Below are 13,375 nucleotides of genomic sequence, written 5' to 3'. Positions count from 1 at the left end.
ATTTTCAAGAGGTCTCCATGCGAAGAATTGTTATGTTCTGGCTGATGCTGCTGATCGCCGTCACTCCGTTTGCCGCCGTGCATCTGGCCGTTGCGGCATCGGCGAAGCCGACGAGTGCCAGGCCCGACCGTTTGCCGCCTTATCAGCCGCGCTTCGGTCGTTCGCGTCCGGTCGTGGTCGTGGTGGGCGAGAACTACTACACCGAGCTCACGGACTATGTGGTTCCGTACGGAATACTGATGGCTTCGGGGGCGGCAGACGTCATCCCGCTTGCGACGCAACCCGGTCCGATTCGCATGTTCCCCGCGCCGATGAACGTGATACCGAAGGAAACGACGGCGGAATTCGATCAGCGCGTCCCCGAGGGCGCGGACTACGTGATCGTTCCGGCCGTGCACCGCGATAGCGATGCGACGTTGGTATCCTGGGTTGCGGAGCAGGCGAAGAAGGGGGCGACGATCGTCGGCGTGTGCGACGGCGTGTGGGTCGTGGCGAGAGCGGGGCTGCTCGATGGCCGTCGCGCGACGGGGCACTGGTACTCCATGGGCGATCTGCGCAAGAAGTTCCCGAAGACGAACTGGGTCGAGGGCAAGCGCTATATCGCCGACGGCAAGGTCGTCACCACGACGGGCGTGACGGCGACGATTCCGGCATCGCTCGCGCTGGTGGAGGCCATTGCGGGGCGCGAACGCGCGGATGAACTGGCGGAATCGCTGGGCCGGCAGTCGTGGTCGTCGGAAATTCCGAGTGCGAGCTTTCACCTCGGCTTGCCGTCGATGATGACGATCGCGGGCAACTACGTGTCCTTCTGGTCGCACGACGACTTCGGCATTCCGATCGAGCCGGGCGTCGATGAAATTGCGCTCGTGCTGCAAGCCGACGTCTATTCCACCACTTTTCGTTCTACCGCCTATACGGTTGCGCAAAGCCGCGACCCGATACGCACGAAGCGCGGACTCATGATCGTGCCGGACAGGGTGGCGGGCATCGATGCGCCGAGCCGCATGCTGCCCGCGCCTGATTCCAGCCGGCCGTTGCGGGCGCTGGACGAATCGCTGAAGGCGGTTGCCGACGATTTCGGCAAACGCACCGCCGCGTGGGTTGCATTGCAGATGCAATACCCGGGCTACTAGCCGCCGCGCAAACCTTGCCGCGCGCTGCATGCGCGGCGCTCAACCGATTGTTTCGTTGCCTTCCTTTCAGGGACGGGCCGGTCCCGCACACCCTTTGACAAGCCACATCGCAAGGGAGTCTCCCATGTTGTCGATTCGTTTCGTGATCCGTGGCGCGGTCGCCATGACGGTGGCCGCCGTGGTCTGGTCCGCGGTGCAGGCGGCCTCGGTGGCGGGCGATGCGCAGGGCATCCTTGCCGCCAGCGACGCCATTCGCAATCCCGCCCAGCCGTTCTCGCTGAACGTGACGCTGACCCAATACACGGACGGCAAGCAGACGGATTCGAACGCGTTGCAGGCGTATTCACGCGTCGATCCGAACAGCGGCCAGTTCCGTAGCCTGATCCGCTTCGAGGCACCCGCACGCGATGTGAACAAGTTGATGCTCAAGACGGGCAACGACCTGTGGTTTTTCGATCCGACCAGCAAGGCCAGCATCCGCATCTCGCCGCAACAGCGCCTGCTTGGCCAGGCATCGAATGGCGACGTGGTGACAGTGAATTTCGCGCAGGGCTACAAGGCGCGCATCGAAGACGAAGAGGACGTGCAGGACGGCGACCGGCAGACGCGCCGCGCCTACAAGCTGGCGCTCACAGAAAGCGTGCCGGACATGACGTACAACTCCGTCGAGATGTGGATCGACAAGGAAAGCCAGCGGCCCATCAAGGCGCGCTTTTTCAGCGACAGCGGCAAGCTGCTGAAAACCGCGTTCTATCGACGCTATCAGGAGCAACTCGGCGCGCTGAGGCCGACTGAAATCGTCATCATCGACGGGCTCAATCCGAATCTGGTCACGGTTATGCGCTACTCGGACTTCACCGCGCGGGAGATCCCCGACAGTTGGTTCCAGCATGACTATCTGCCGAGCTTCCAGCCCGAATGATGCGTGGGTGCGTCGTCTTCGCCGTGCTATCGCTGCTGGCCGGCACGTGTCATGCGGATGATGCGGAAGAAGCCGGACTGAAGCTGGCCGATGCCACGCCGACGCAGAAGGTGGACAAGGCGGACTATCAGTTCAGCCTCGAACCGGCCTTGCGTCTTGCGACCGTGCGGCCGGACGACCAGGTGCAAACGGCCGAGCGCCTCGCCATCGAGCTGGCGGTGCAAAAGGCCTTCGCGACAGGCTGGCGCTTCAACTTCGCGGACCGCCTCGATCTGAATGGCCCGCAACGCTTCAGCGGCGACCCCGGCGCGATCAATACACTCAAGGAGTTTTACGTTAGCGGAAGCGTCGGACGCGAGGGACAGAACCTCGTCGATATCGGCCGGATCAACATGCGCCTGGGTGTGGCGACCGGCTACAATCCGACCGACTATTTCCGTGACAACGCCGTGCGCTCCGTCGCGTCCGTGGACCCGGCCAGCCTGCGCGAGAACCGCCTCGGCACCGTGATGCTGCGGGGCCAGCGAGTGTGGACGGGTGGTTCGCTGACTGCCCTGGTTGCGCCGAAGCTCGCGAGCGGGCCGAATGATGCGGACTTTTCCGTCGACCTTGGCGCAACCAACCAGAATACGCGCTGGCTGATGGCCGTGAGCCAGCACATGGTTGCCGATCTGTCGCCGCAGTTTCTGCTCTACGGCGACGGCAAGCCCGGGAGCTCGCCGCAGTTCGGTGTGAACCTCACACATCTGATCAACAACGCGTGTGTGGGGTATGTCGAGTGGACCGGCGGCCGCAGCCCATCGACCCTCGCGCGTGCGCTGGGGCAGCCGGAAAGCGATGTCGCGTTCCGCTGGAGCATGTCGACGGGCTTGACGTGTACGACGTCGCGGAATCTGTCGTTGACGCTCGAATACCAGCGAGACGGCGCGGCACTCGACAAGGCAGGCTGGGAATCGCTTCAGAAAGGCCCGCAGCAGCAGTACCTCGCTTACCGTAATCTCGCCAACGCACAGCAGGATCCGGCGACGCGTGACGATGTGTTTGCGATGCTGCGCTGGCAGGATGCGTTCATACCGCGGCTCGATCTGAGCGGCTTCATCCGTATGAATCTCGCCGATCACAGCAGTTTGACATGGCTCGAAGCACGCTATCACCTCAATCGCACCGACGTCGCGCTTCAGTGGCAACTGAATGGCGGCAGCAGCCTCAGCGAATACGGCGCGATGCCTCAGCAGACACTGTGGCAAGTGCTCGTCAAGCATTACTTCTGAGGTGACTGTCATGCTCGACATCTGGTGTTCGCTGTCCGCGCCGGCACTTGTGTCATGCCTGAGCGACGACGAGCGGCAACGGCGCGACCGGTTCAGCGCCGCTGTCGCGCGCAAGCGCTACGAACGCGCGCATTCGTTGAAGCGCCTGGTGCTTGCGCGATATGGCAACGCAGACTCACCGCTTGATCTTGCTTTCACGAGCAACAATTGCGGCAAACCGCAAGTCGTTGAGCCGTTTCCCTATCGTTTCAACCTGAGTCACAGCGGGGACTGCGTAGCGATTGCGGTGTCGGCGGTCGAGGTGGGCGTCGACGTGGAGTGGCATCGACCGATCTTGGGTGCGGCATCGCTTGCGCGGTTGGTATTCAATGTACGGGAGCGCCGCTGGCTCGAGCGGCAGCCGTGTTTCGACGATGCATTCTTTCGTCTATGGACTTTGAAGGAAGCGCTGCTCAAGGCGGCAGGCACAGGCTTTAGTCGCCCTCCACGGGATGCGTGCTGGCAAGACCTCGACGAAACGCAGCCGGGTGCGTGGTACGAAGGCCGTCAATGGACAGGGCTGAGCAGGAAGATCGGATGCGCGACGCTGGCCGTGGTCGCGAGCGCCGATTGTGCGGTTGCACGTGCACGGCTGTTTTGCATCGACGGCGCATCGGGTGTCGGCGAACTGTACTGGACCGAGATGTCCTGGAAGGCATCGCAATCCCAAACTCAAAGGAGTGACGCACTATGAGGCATTTCGTTACGTCCGGCGAAGGTCTGCCGCAATGGTCCTCGCCGATCAGTCATGCGGTCGTCGTCGACGACATGTGCTATCTGAGCGGCCAGTTGTCGATCGATAGCGATGGCCACTACGTCGCCGGTACGCCGGCGCAGGAAGCACAGCTTGCCTTCGACAATCTGTTTCGCGCGCTGGACGCTGCTGGCTTCGAGCCCGCGAATCTGGTGTTCGTCGATATCGCATTCACGGATCTCGGTGCGCTGCCAGAGGTCAACGAAGTTTTCGCCGGACGGTTCGAAGCCGGCCGACGCCCCGCACGCACGATCTATCAGGTCGCCGCGCTGCCGTTTGGCGGACAGGTCAAGGTGATGGGTGTCGCGATCAGGGAGCGCCGGTCGTCCAATGCGGCGTAAGCGTGCCGCCCGCGCATCACTGCGCGGGCGGCATCTCGATGATGGGACCGGAGAGCGCATGTAGCAGGGCGATAAGATCTTGTTGCTCGGTCTCCGAAAGATCCAGTGTTTTCAGCTCGCTTGTCCCAACCACGGCGTTCGGCGGTTTGGAATAGTGGCGCATCACGTCTGCGAGCGTTGCGAACTGGCCGGCGTGCATATACGGTGGACGGAGTGCGACATTGCGCAGCCCCGGTGTCTTGAACGCGCCTAACATGTGAGGGTCGTCTTTGGCAATGAAGCGCAATTCGCCGCACTGGTCGGGTTTGGTGTCACTGAACGGACCCATGCAGTTGAACTCATCGGTAAGCACTTTTTGAATCGCGGCGGCTCTACCCTGATCTGCATGTCTCGGGTCGGAGGGCGGAACGGCTGCGTTGTGGAACTGATGGTCGGTAAGTAGCGGGCCGGTATGGCAGGTAGCGCATTGCGCCTTGCCGAGGAAAAGATGCAGACCGGTTTTTTCGGCAGGAGTGAGCGCCGCGAGCAGTTTAGGATCGTTCTTCGAAATTCCGTCGATGTACTGATCGACGCGCGAATCTCCAAACCGCAACGTTGCTTCATAGGCCGCGAGCGCTTTGCCCATGTTCGCGAACACGCGCGATATGTCGGTGCGCGCTTGGCTATCGAGCTTTTGCCACGCGGCCTTTTCGGCCTCGGTGCCGAGTGGACTCGCGTTTTGCGGGAGCTTACCCAGGTCCGGTACCGGGCCGAAGAGGGCCTCGTAGCCGGTTCGATAGTGCTCCTGTACCAGATGCGCGTCGTGCAGGCGATTGCTGCCATGCTCCTTCTGGTCCTCCAGTGGACCGAGCGCCTGCGCCCACAAGCTGTCCTTGCGACCGTCCCAGAAGAACCACGGCCCGGCTGTCACATCGACGACGGGCATTGTCCTGCGCACCCCTTCGCTCAATCCCTGCGCGCGCGGCAGGCCGTCCTGGAATTGCCGGTCCGGGTGATGACAGCTTGCGCACGAAACAGCGCCGTTCCGGCTAAAGCGTGGATCGTTGAACAGCAGTTTGCCGAGTTGAGCTGCTTCGGGCAATGCGGCGACCCGGTTCGACGGGTCGATATTGATGGTGGCGGCGGGCGTCAAGCGCATCGCCGCCAGTTGTGCCTTTTCATCGGGCGTCCAGTGATCGAGGTCCACCGTGCCAGTGCCGCTGTTCCGGCCGTCTTGCGCGTGAGCGAGGCACGCGATCCAACCGTATGCGACGACGATCGCAAGCCGCGCAGCCAGAGCGCGTACGTGTTCTCCCGATGCTGAACGCTTCCTTTCGCGATTACGCCGCCATCGTCGCAAGCTGTTTCTCCGGAAGCAGGCGCATCGCATTATGCGACATCAGCCACGTGCGCTGATGCGGCGACACGGCCGACAACGGGCCATCCTGCGCGGTGAACATGTCCATGACCTTTCGGTGTCCACCCGAGTTCCGGAACACCGGCCAGTCGGTGCCGAACAGGATCTTGTGATTGATGCCCATCCTGAACAGGTCGGCGAGCGCGGCGCGCCAGCCTTGCGGATGCATCGAGGCGAGAAACGCGCTGATGTCGAGATACACGTTAGGCCGGTACGCACACAGGTTGACGCATGCTTCGACGTGATGGATCGCGCCGTGAGCGAGAATGAAATTGACGTCAGGGAAATCCATCGCGGCGCGCTCGAGCAGGTCCGGATGCGAGTACGAAAAGTCAAGCGTCGGACTGGTCGGGCCGATGTGCATCAACACCGGCAACTGTCGCGCGTTGCAAAGCTCGTAAAAGGGGTAGAGCAGGCGATCGCTCGGACTATATCCGCAAGGCGGATACAGCTTCAGGCCGGCAACGCCATAGCGGTCGACGCCTTTCTCGAAGAGCGCCAGCCCATCCGGGCCCCAACGCGGATCGACACCGCCGAACACGAAAAAGCGCCCGGCGTGGCGCGCGAGAATCTGGTGATGCTCGGCGAACATCTCGTCGATGGTCAGCTCGCTCTTCATCACGTACGTGAAGTCGGGCAGCAGCAGCACGGCTTGGGCGATGCCGGCCGAATCCATCTCCTTGACGAGCGCATCGCCCTGATGGTCCTGGCTCAGCTTCACATACATGTCGAGCAGTTCGCCCAGCGATTTCTTTACGCCCGTCGCCGCGAGTCGCACCTTGACGTTGCGGCACAGTCCTTCGAAGAAAGCAGGCGGGATGAATCGCGTCGATGCGATGTGACAGTGAGCATCGATGACGAGCCCGTCGTAGGTCGTGCCGCTCATGCTGCTCACGCCGCTTGCGCGCCGGACCGCGGGGAATCGGCGACGCGTGCCTGAAGCATGCCGAGCGAGCGTGCCTTGAGGTCGGCGACTTTCTGCATCATGAAGTGTCCCGCATGCGTCTTGCCTTGCGCGCGAGCGTAGTCGGGCAGCACACCGTAGGTCTGGAAGCCGAAGTGGTCCCACACGCGATAGGCGGGCGTGTCGGCGCGCACATCGAGCGTGACCAGTTCCACGCCATCGGCCTCGCATTGCAGCGCAATCTCGACGAAGGCGGCGGGCAGCACGCCGCCGCCGCGAAATGCTTCGTGGATCATGCCTTTAGCGAGATCGGTGATATGGCGATTGTTCGGATTGAGATTACGGCGCAGCGTGCACAGACCGATCAGCGTGCCGTTATCCGCGAGGATCGCGAGCAGGCGGCACTTCTGCGCGGCGAGGTTCGCCCGCAATTCGACAAGATAGTGTTCGGCTTCCGTATCGCTGATCGCTTCGGCAAAACCGATGATCGGTGCCGACTGGCTCGTATGGCGCATCAGTTCGACGATCTGCTCGCCGAGCCGCGCATCGACGTCCGGCGGCCAGCGGTAGATGACATGCGACACTCGCGCCTTTTCGAAGACGATGGCGTAATGCGCGCCATCCGCCGCGACGGTTCTCAGGGAGTCGTTCATGGCTGCCAGGATCGTGTTAGAGAGATTCGAGCGCGAGCGCGTGAGCCTCGGTCGCTTCCGCGGTGTCGAGATCGCGCAGAATGTCATGCAGTCCGTGTGCGCTCAGCCACTCGTCGTCGTAGATGGTTTCGAGGTATTTGACGCCGCTGTCCGGCAGCACGAGCACGATGTTCGCCGGATCGTTCAGCCGTTCCACATAGCACCGCGCCGCGTGCGCAATCGATCCCGACGAGCCGCCCAGCAGCAGCCCTTCGTCCAGCGCCAGTCGATGGCAGCCGGCGAAGGCGTGACGGTCCGATACCTTGACTGTTTCGTCCACCAGATCCGTGAGGATGTTGCCGGGCTTGAAGCTGAGCCCCGAGCCGTTCTGCAGATGCGGCACGTACACCCCGCCGAATACCACCGAGCCTTCCGGTTCGACGCCGATCACGTGGGTGCCCGAATCGCGCTCCTTCAGGTAACGCGCGATGCCGCTCAGATGGCTTCCCGTGCTCGCGGACACGACGACTGCGTCGACCTTGCCCGACAACTGGTTGACGATCTCGGGACCCGTCGAGTAGTAGTGTGCGTCGATGGCTGCGGGGTTGTTGTATTGATCGAGGTTGATGCAATTCGGCGTGGTCGCCGCAAGCGACTTCGCTACGGCGATGCGCTTTTTCTGGTAGCTGCCCGTTTCGTCGGGCTGATTCACCATTTCGACCTGGCCGCCAAACGCGCGCACGACGTTGGCATTCGCCTTCGGCGTCTTCGGGTCGAGCACGCAGATAAAGCGGTATCCGTGAATCGCGCACAGCATCGCGAGCGCATGGCCCATATTGCCCGAGGTCGATTCGACAATCGACCAGCCCGGCTTCAGACCGTAATCGCGCTCGGCCTGGCGCAGCAATTGCAGCGCGCTGCGGTCCTTTACGCTATAGCCTGGGTTGTGGCACTCGAGCTTGCCGAAAACGCGAATATTCCGTTGCTCGTTCGAGAGGCTCCTGAGATGAAGCAAAGGCGTATTACCGATCAGTTCGACCAGACTGTTTGCGTACATGGGAAATCCTCCAGCCAGCAGTTTTTTCCTGGCCAATCCAGAGACCGCGAGGCGCGTGCTATTCGCTAACCATTCGCCAACGTGTCGCGCTTCGGCCAAAGGCGTGGTTGATAGTGTCACTCTAGTGAGATGCAGAACCTGCGTGTAGCTGTCCGTTAGGGCAGTGTGGAGCGACGATCCCGTACGTCATATTTCTCCATGCACGACGGTTTCGTTGTGTTCCGGGTGTGCTGCTTTCAATGTGGACACGCGCGAGAGCCGTGGGTGCGGCGAAGCGGTTGCGGGACCATCGGCGACGAATGCCCGCATCAGGTGTGCGAGCAAGTCGCTGTTCTGGTTGATCAGGTGATGACTGGCGTGGTGCAGTTCAAAGTGCAGAGGCCGGCACAAGTCAGCGCAAATAGCATGCGCACGAATCGAGCATGTCATGCTGTCGTTCTTCCCGGTGACGAGCATGACGGGCAGATCACCAAGTTCGTTCGGATGACGCGCCACGATGTGATGCGTGCGAAAGTTCAGCAACTGTCTGCTGTATTCCACCATGTTCGACGCGGAGAGAAACGGCGCGTGCAGCCAGTGAACGGTCGCGCTATCGGCGAGTTCGAACACGGACGGCTGGGGGTCGCCGCCTTGTGCGTTTGCTTGCCGCTCGAGCAGCGCGATCATCGACTTCGCCATGCTTTGCGCGGCCTGTGGCGTTCGGTCGACCAGTTTGCACATCGTATGCAGGTTCTTCTCATAGACCGAGTCGGAGCCCACATGATCTTCCGCGCCGGCGAACGAGGGGGCGAAGAGACTCAACGACGCGATGGTGTCCGGTAACGCACGCGCCAGTTCGATCGCGTACTTCGCACCGCCGCACCAGCTTGCCACATGACAGGTCTCGTAGCCTTCCTCGGAGAGCATGGCCGAGACCGCTTCGGTGAAGCGTGGCAAGGCGTCGTGCGTCGAATAGTAGATTCGCGGTAAGGAAGCGCCTTCGTGTTCCGTTTCGTCGTCGATCGCAAACACGGTGAAGCGATCGAGCAACGCATGGGCAAAGTCGTGCCAGACATCGTTGGACAGGCCAAACGCGTTGACCAGCAGAATGGCGGAATGGCCATTTCCGACGCGCAGATAGCTGTGACCTGTACGAGTCGATTTGCGCTGCACCCCCGCAAGTTTTCCAAAGCACGGTGCGGTTCGCCGGCAATGCGAGCCGAGTCGAGTCGCCACACGATACGTCACGAGACTACGCCAATCGAATCCGCCTGGTGAGAGACGGTGCACATGTATCGCGTTGCTGGTCTGTGCCTCGTGCGGCCCATCGTCGAGGGCAAGAGTTTCGGCTACATGGCGCCGTTCCTGCTCGATGAGCGCGTCGATCGTTGCGGTTCCGGACTCGCTGCCGGCGTCGCGCACGGGGACGTTCGCCGCGTTCGCAACGGTCTGTACCAACGCGCGCCATGTGAACGACGCATCCGCCCGAAGCACGTGGACGCCGGGCACGCGTGTCGATGCATCGTCGGATGCGAGCCATGCCATGACGGATTCGACCGTTAGCAGGTGCACGTCGCCGGTGTCATCCGCCGGAAGCGCGAGCGGCTCACATTCAAAGTATGCATCGGCGCGACGGCGGACTTCGAAGATCGGGTTAGCGATGCTATCGGTGAGCGCATCGAGTGGCATGCATACCGCGTTGGAATCCGCGGCGTCGGAGTCTGTGGCCTTGCAATCCGCTACCGCGTTAGCCAGTACGACAATACAGGCTTCGGCAAGCGTATCTGGGGCATAGCCGAATACAACGCCGAGTATCTGTAAAAAGCGCCCGTACTCTTCATGCATCGCCAGCAGGGGATCATCGACAACCAACCGCAGACGTTCCGCTCGCCCTCGACGCAACAATGCCTGAATTGTTGGGGACTGCACCGCGCAAGCGCCGTTAGCAAGCGCGCACAAGGCACTGACGTCCCGCTTCGTCAGGAATACAGTCGATTCGCCACCTTCCGCCACACGACCACCGCCCGCCATGCGTTCGCAATAACGTGCGAATTGAAATGCGAGCGGATGCACGCGATCTTCTGCCACACCGGTAGACATAGGCATAGGCACCTCAGACCTTGACGGCAAGCAGTGTTTCGACAAGATCGACCGCATCGCCGACAGTCGCCAGATTCGCGACGGCTTCCGTGTGCTCGGCGAAACTGATGTTGAAGCGTTCTTCCGTCAGCGCCATCAGCGATAGCAGCGAAATGGAATCGAGCATCAGATCGCCGGTCAGCGTCGTGTCGCGCGTAATCGATGCCGGCGCTATGTCGATTGCGACGATCTGCGGGATCAATCCGGTGAGCGCGTCGAACACGTTGACGTGATCTTCCATGTGCTTCTCCATTGGTCACAGGCGTTCTGTTTTATAACCGCTGCGCCGGGCCCTGAAAACCTGAACTGCCGTACAGGGTGAGGCGGGACCGTCCGAACGGACAGGTTTCGGTGACAGTCATTGGGCTTTACAGTCTGATTACCCCCAACCGACAGGGAACGACGATCATGACGCCAGCCGCTGAAGCCGTTGCATTGGACAAGGATACGTTTGCACGCGCATTGCGCTCGACGCTCGAAGAACAACTCACACTCGATCATCCGATTTTCAGGGAGCTGTTCACGCCTGAGCGGAACTGGAACCTGCTGAAAATCATCACGCTCGAGGGCTATCAGATCACGAAATATTTTCTCGAATATATCGAGAATCTGTATTTTCTCTGCCCGTATCCGGAGCACAAGCGGCGTCTCCTATACAACCTGTTCGAAGAAGAGACAGGGCGTTTTTCGAAGACCAAGAACCATGTCGAACTCATGGAAGACTTCATTCGCGCGCAAGGCATCAGCGACGAAGAGCGCGATGCATGGACGCCGTCGGACGCCACACGCGAACTGATCGACTATCGCCTCGAGAACTGCAAGGGCGAGGCCACGTACCACATCGGCGCGGCGGCTGTGATGATCGCTAGTGAGGGTCAGAGCCTCGAAACGCGTGCGGGCGACGCGCGCCACACGATTCTCGCGAACTGCTATGGCCTCACGGAGGAGGACACGCGGTTCTTCTCGGTTCACCAGAAGGAGGACATCGGACACGTCGCCGAAGGCATCCAGCTCGTATCGGAACTGTGCAGGACGCCGCAGGCGCAGGAAGAAGCACTCTTCGCGGTGCGCCACACCTGCCGTCTGTTCTGGAACATGTATGAGAGCGCCGCGCAGAAATACTACGCGCTCGGTGCCGATGCCGGGGCCGAAACGTCGCGGCTGGACGCGTGACATTCATCGAGGAGCGTACGCCATGAGGCTCGACGAAATTATCGGTCGTCTGTGCGGCAAGCCCCATACGTTGACCTTCGTCGACGACAAGGGCGGACAGACCACCAGGACATTTCACGATCTGTTCGTCGACGTGCTCGCGATGGTCGAGCACGGCAAGGCGCGGGGACTTGTCCCCGGGTGCCGTGTCGGCATCGCGGCGCCGAGTAGCTACGCATGGATGGTCTGGGATCTGGCATGTATCGAACTGGGATGCGTGTCCGTCACGTTTCCGAACGACAGGCTTGCGCAATCCTGCGAGGCGTCGATCGATCAGTATCAGTTGACCCTCATGGCCGTCGATCCTGGCTGGCTCGATGCCGATGCGCCACGCTCCGATCGTGTGATTAATATCGGCTTCGTGCCCGACACAGAGGGTAGTCAGGCAAACCAGGTTCGCCGCCTGCCACGCGTGTCGCCTATTGTGATCCAGCATTTGCCTCACACGCATTCGATGGTGTTCAGCTCGGGCACGACGGGCAAGAACAAAGGCCTGATCGTCGGCCGGTGCGGTACGGAAAATCTGCTCAATCTCTATTTCGAAGCGTTCGGTGTCGAGCCCGGCGATCGCTTTCTGACGTTCCTTCCGTTCGCGAATTATCAGCAACGGATGATCTACTACTTCTGCCTCTATCACGGCATCGATTTCGTCGCCGTGCCGTTCAAATTGTTGTTCGGCGGCCTGAAGCAGCAGCGGCCTACGTTCGTGATCGCACCGCCGATTCTCTACGAGACGCTGCAAAACCTCGCACGCGCCGGTGCTGGCGCGCAGCAAGCCGAGGGTGACGCACTTTCTCGCCGGCTGAAGGAACTGACGGGCGGCAACATGCGCTACATGATCACCGGCATGGCCCCCATCAAGCGCACGGCGCTCGATTTCTTCTGGGAATGCGGCATTCCACTCTACGAGGCCTTCGGCATCACGGAGGCCGGTATGGTCGCGTGGAACAAGCCGGGCTGCGTGCGCGTCGGGACCGTGGGGCAACCCGCCGAAGCAGGCTCCGTCTCGCTGTCGGACGAGGGCGAGGTGATCGTCACGCGCAGTGCGTTGCTGTCGCTGGGGTACTTCGAAGCGTCGGAGGAGGACGCGCGCACGACGTTCGTCGGGCCGAATTCGGTAGCGACGGGCGATATCGGAGAGTTCGACGACGAGGGCTTTCTGCGTGTCATAGGCCGCAAGAAGGACGCGATCGTCACGAGCAATGGCGAGAAGTTTCATCCGGAGCCGATCGAGGCGCTGCTGCACCGCGATCCGCGCGTCGAGGTCGCTGTCGTACTGGCGGGCCAGGGCGCGGGTCTGAACGTCGTCATTTCGACGCGCCGGCATGACGATGCCGAGGTCACGCAGACATTGCGCGCGCATGTCGCTTCGGTCAACGAGACGCTTCCGGCGCAACGGCAACTGACGCACATCGTGTTCACCGGCAGCGAGTTCACCGTCGAGAACGGCTTGCGCACGAAGAATCTGAAGCTCAACAGGCGGGCCATCGCCGCAGCCTTTCTGCGGCAGGCATGAATCGGGGCCGCCACGCCGTGAGCGCGCAACGCGAGAACGCAACGCGCCGACAGACCTGACCCGCAACATTCAAGAGACTG

Annotated in this window: 13 protein-coding genes; 7 read left to right on the top strand and 6 right to left on the bottom strand. The window is 61.5% G+C overall.

Features of this window, described 5'->3' with window-relative positions; all coding sequences use genetic code 11:
- Window positions 1-17 precede the first annotated feature (17 nt).
- From G3N58_RS18805 to G3N58_RS18785, 5 genes are all read left to right on the top strand, one after another.
- Complete coding sequence (locus tag G3N58_RS18805; protein ID WP_205999922.1) at window positions 18-1,133, top strand: DJ-1/PfpI family protein; 1,116 nt, start codon at window positions 18-20, stop codon at window positions 1,131-1,133.
- 163 nt (window positions 1,134-1,296) lie between these two features.
- A complete protein-coding gene (locus G3N58_RS18800) occupies window positions 1,297-2,055 on the top strand; it encodes an outer membrane lipoprotein-sorting protein (protein WP_205989405.1) in 759 nt (252 codons plus the stop codon).
- Window positions 2,052-3,326: a hypothetical protein gene (locus G3N58_RS18795; protein ID WP_205999921.1), complete on the top strand. Its 1,275-nt coding sequence runs from the start codon at window positions 2,052-2,054 to the stop codon at window positions 3,324-3,326. Before G3N58_RS18800 ends, G3N58_RS18795 begins: the two co-directional genes overlap by 4 nt.
- 10 nt (window positions 3,327-3,336) lie before the next feature.
- Window positions 3,337-4,059 (top strand): 4'-phosphopantetheinyl transferase superfamily protein, encoded by a 723-nt coding sequence (locus G3N58_RS18790; RefSeq protein WP_167037020.1) that lies wholly within the window; start codon window positions 3,337-3,339, stop codon window positions 4,057-4,059.
- Window positions 4,056-4,460 (top strand): RidA family protein, encoded by a 405-nt coding sequence (locus G3N58_RS18785; protein WP_167037017.1) that lies wholly within the window; start codon window positions 4,056-4,058, stop codon window positions 4,458-4,460. Before G3N58_RS18790 ends, G3N58_RS18785 begins: the two co-directional genes overlap by 4 nt.
- A 16-nt stretch (window positions 4,461-4,476) precedes the next feature.
- On the opposite strand, the gene G3N58_RS18780 is transcribed toward G3N58_RS18785, so the two are convergent.
- From G3N58_RS18780 to G3N58_RS18755, 6 genes are all read right to left on the bottom strand, one after another.
- Window positions 4,477-5,646: a cytochrome c peroxidase gene (locus G3N58_RS18780; protein WP_346778278.1), complete on the bottom strand. Its 1,170-nt coding sequence runs from the start codon at window positions 5,644-5,646 to the stop codon at window positions 4,477-4,479.
- Window positions 5,647-5,779: 133 nt separating this feature from the next.
- Complete coding sequence (locus G3N58_RS18775) at window positions 5,780-6,742, bottom strand: amidohydrolase family protein (RefSeq protein ID WP_205989388.1); 963 nt, start codon at window positions 6,740-6,742, stop codon at window positions 5,780-5,782.
- 5 nt (window positions 6,743-6,747) lie between these two features.
- Entirely contained in the window at window positions 6,748-7,413 is a 666-nt protein-coding gene (locus G3N58_RS18770; RefSeq protein WP_167037008.1) for a GNAT family N-acetyltransferase, read from the bottom strand.
- A gap of 16 nt (window positions 7,414-7,429) precedes the next feature.
- Window positions 7,430-8,449, bottom strand: a complete 1,020-nt coding sequence (locus G3N58_RS18765) for a cysteine synthase family protein (RefSeq protein WP_205999920.1) — start codon at window positions 8,447-8,449, stop codon at window positions 7,430-7,432.
- Window positions 8,450-8,635: 186 nt separating this feature from the next.
- A complete protein-coding gene (locus G3N58_RS18760) occupies window positions 8,636-10,528 on the bottom strand; it encodes an alpha/beta hydrolase (protein ID WP_205999919.1) in 1,893 nt (630 codons plus the stop codon).
- A 13-nt stretch (window positions 10,529-10,541) separates the two neighbouring features.
- Window positions 10,542-10,808 carry a phosphopantetheine-binding protein gene (locus G3N58_RS18755; protein ID WP_205999918.1) on the bottom strand — a complete coding sequence of 89 codons (267 nt, stop codon included), beginning with the start codon at window positions 10,806-10,808 and terminating at the stop codon, window positions 10,542-10,544.
- Window positions 10,809-10,975: 167 nt separating this feature from the next.
- On the opposite strand from G3N58_RS18755, the gene G3N58_RS18750 reads away from it, so the two are divergent.
- Window positions 10,976-11,740 carry an iron-containing redox enzyme family protein gene (locus G3N58_RS18750; RefSeq protein WP_167036997.1) on the top strand — a complete coding sequence of 255 codons (765 nt, stop codon included), beginning with the start codon at window positions 10,976-10,978 and terminating at the stop codon, window positions 11,738-11,740.
- 22 nt (window positions 11,741-11,762) lie between these two features.
- Window positions 11,763-13,295 (top strand): AMP-binding protein, encoded by a 1,533-nt coding sequence (locus G3N58_RS18745; protein WP_205999917.1) that lies wholly within the window; start codon window positions 11,763-11,765, stop codon window positions 13,293-13,295.
- The last annotated feature ends 80 nt before the right edge of the window (window positions 13,296-13,375 follow it).

It is taken from the genome of Paraburkholderia sp. Ac-20342 (assembly GCF_017104985.1).
Taxonomy (GTDB): Bacteria; Pseudomonadota; Gammaproteobacteria; order Burkholderiales; family Burkholderiaceae; genus Paraburkholderia.
The sequence above is the reverse complement of the archived record's forward strand: the minus strand, read 5'-3'. Positions and strand labels throughout refer to the sequence as shown.

Bases quoted from the DNA above. Each gene is read 5' to 3' on its own strand.
- G3N58_RS18805 (WP_205999922.1), top strand. From the start codon at position 18: ATGCGAAGAATTGTTATGTTCTGGCTGATGCTGCTGATCGCCGTCACT.
- G3N58_RS18800 (WP_205989405.1), top strand. From the start codon at position 1,297: ATGACGGTGGCCGCCGTGGTCTGGTCCGCGGTGCAGGCGGCCTCGGTG.
- G3N58_RS18795 (WP_205999921.1), top strand. From the start codon at position 2,052: ATGATGCGTGGGTGCGTCGTCTTCGCCGTGCTATCGCTGCTGGCCGGC.
- G3N58_RS18790 (WP_167037020.1), top strand. From the start codon at position 3,337: ATGCTCGACATCTGGTGTTCGCTGTCCGCGCCGGCACTTGTGTCATGC.
- G3N58_RS18785 (WP_167037017.1), top strand. From the start codon at position 4,056: ATGAGGCATTTCGTTACGTCCGGCGAAGGTCTGCCGCAATGGTCCTCG.
- G3N58_RS18775 (WP_205989388.1), bottom strand. From the start codon at position 6,742: ATGAGCGGCACGACCTACGACGGGCTCGTCATCGATGCTCACTGTCAC.
- G3N58_RS18770 (WP_167037008.1), bottom strand. From the start codon at position 7,413: ATGAACGACTCCCTGAGAACCGTCGCGGCGGATGGCGCGCATTACGCC.
- G3N58_RS18765 (WP_205999920.1), bottom strand. From the start codon at position 8,449: ATGTACGCAAACAGTCTGGTCGAACTGATCGGTAATACGCCTTTGCTT.
- G3N58_RS18760 (WP_205999919.1), bottom strand. From the start codon at position 10,528: ATGTCTACCGGTGTGGCAGAAGATCGCGTGCATCCGCTCGCATTTCAA.
- G3N58_RS18755 (WP_205999918.1), bottom strand. From the start codon at position 10,808: ATGGAAGATCACGTCAACGTGTTCGACGCGCTCACCGGATTGATCCCG.
- G3N58_RS18750 (WP_167036997.1), top strand. From the start codon at position 10,976: ATGACGCCAGCCGCTGAAGCCGTTGCATTGGACAAGGATACGTTTGCA.
- G3N58_RS18745 (WP_205999917.1), top strand. From the start codon at position 11,763: ATGAGGCTCGACGAAATTATCGGTCGTCTGTGCGGCAAGCCCCATACG.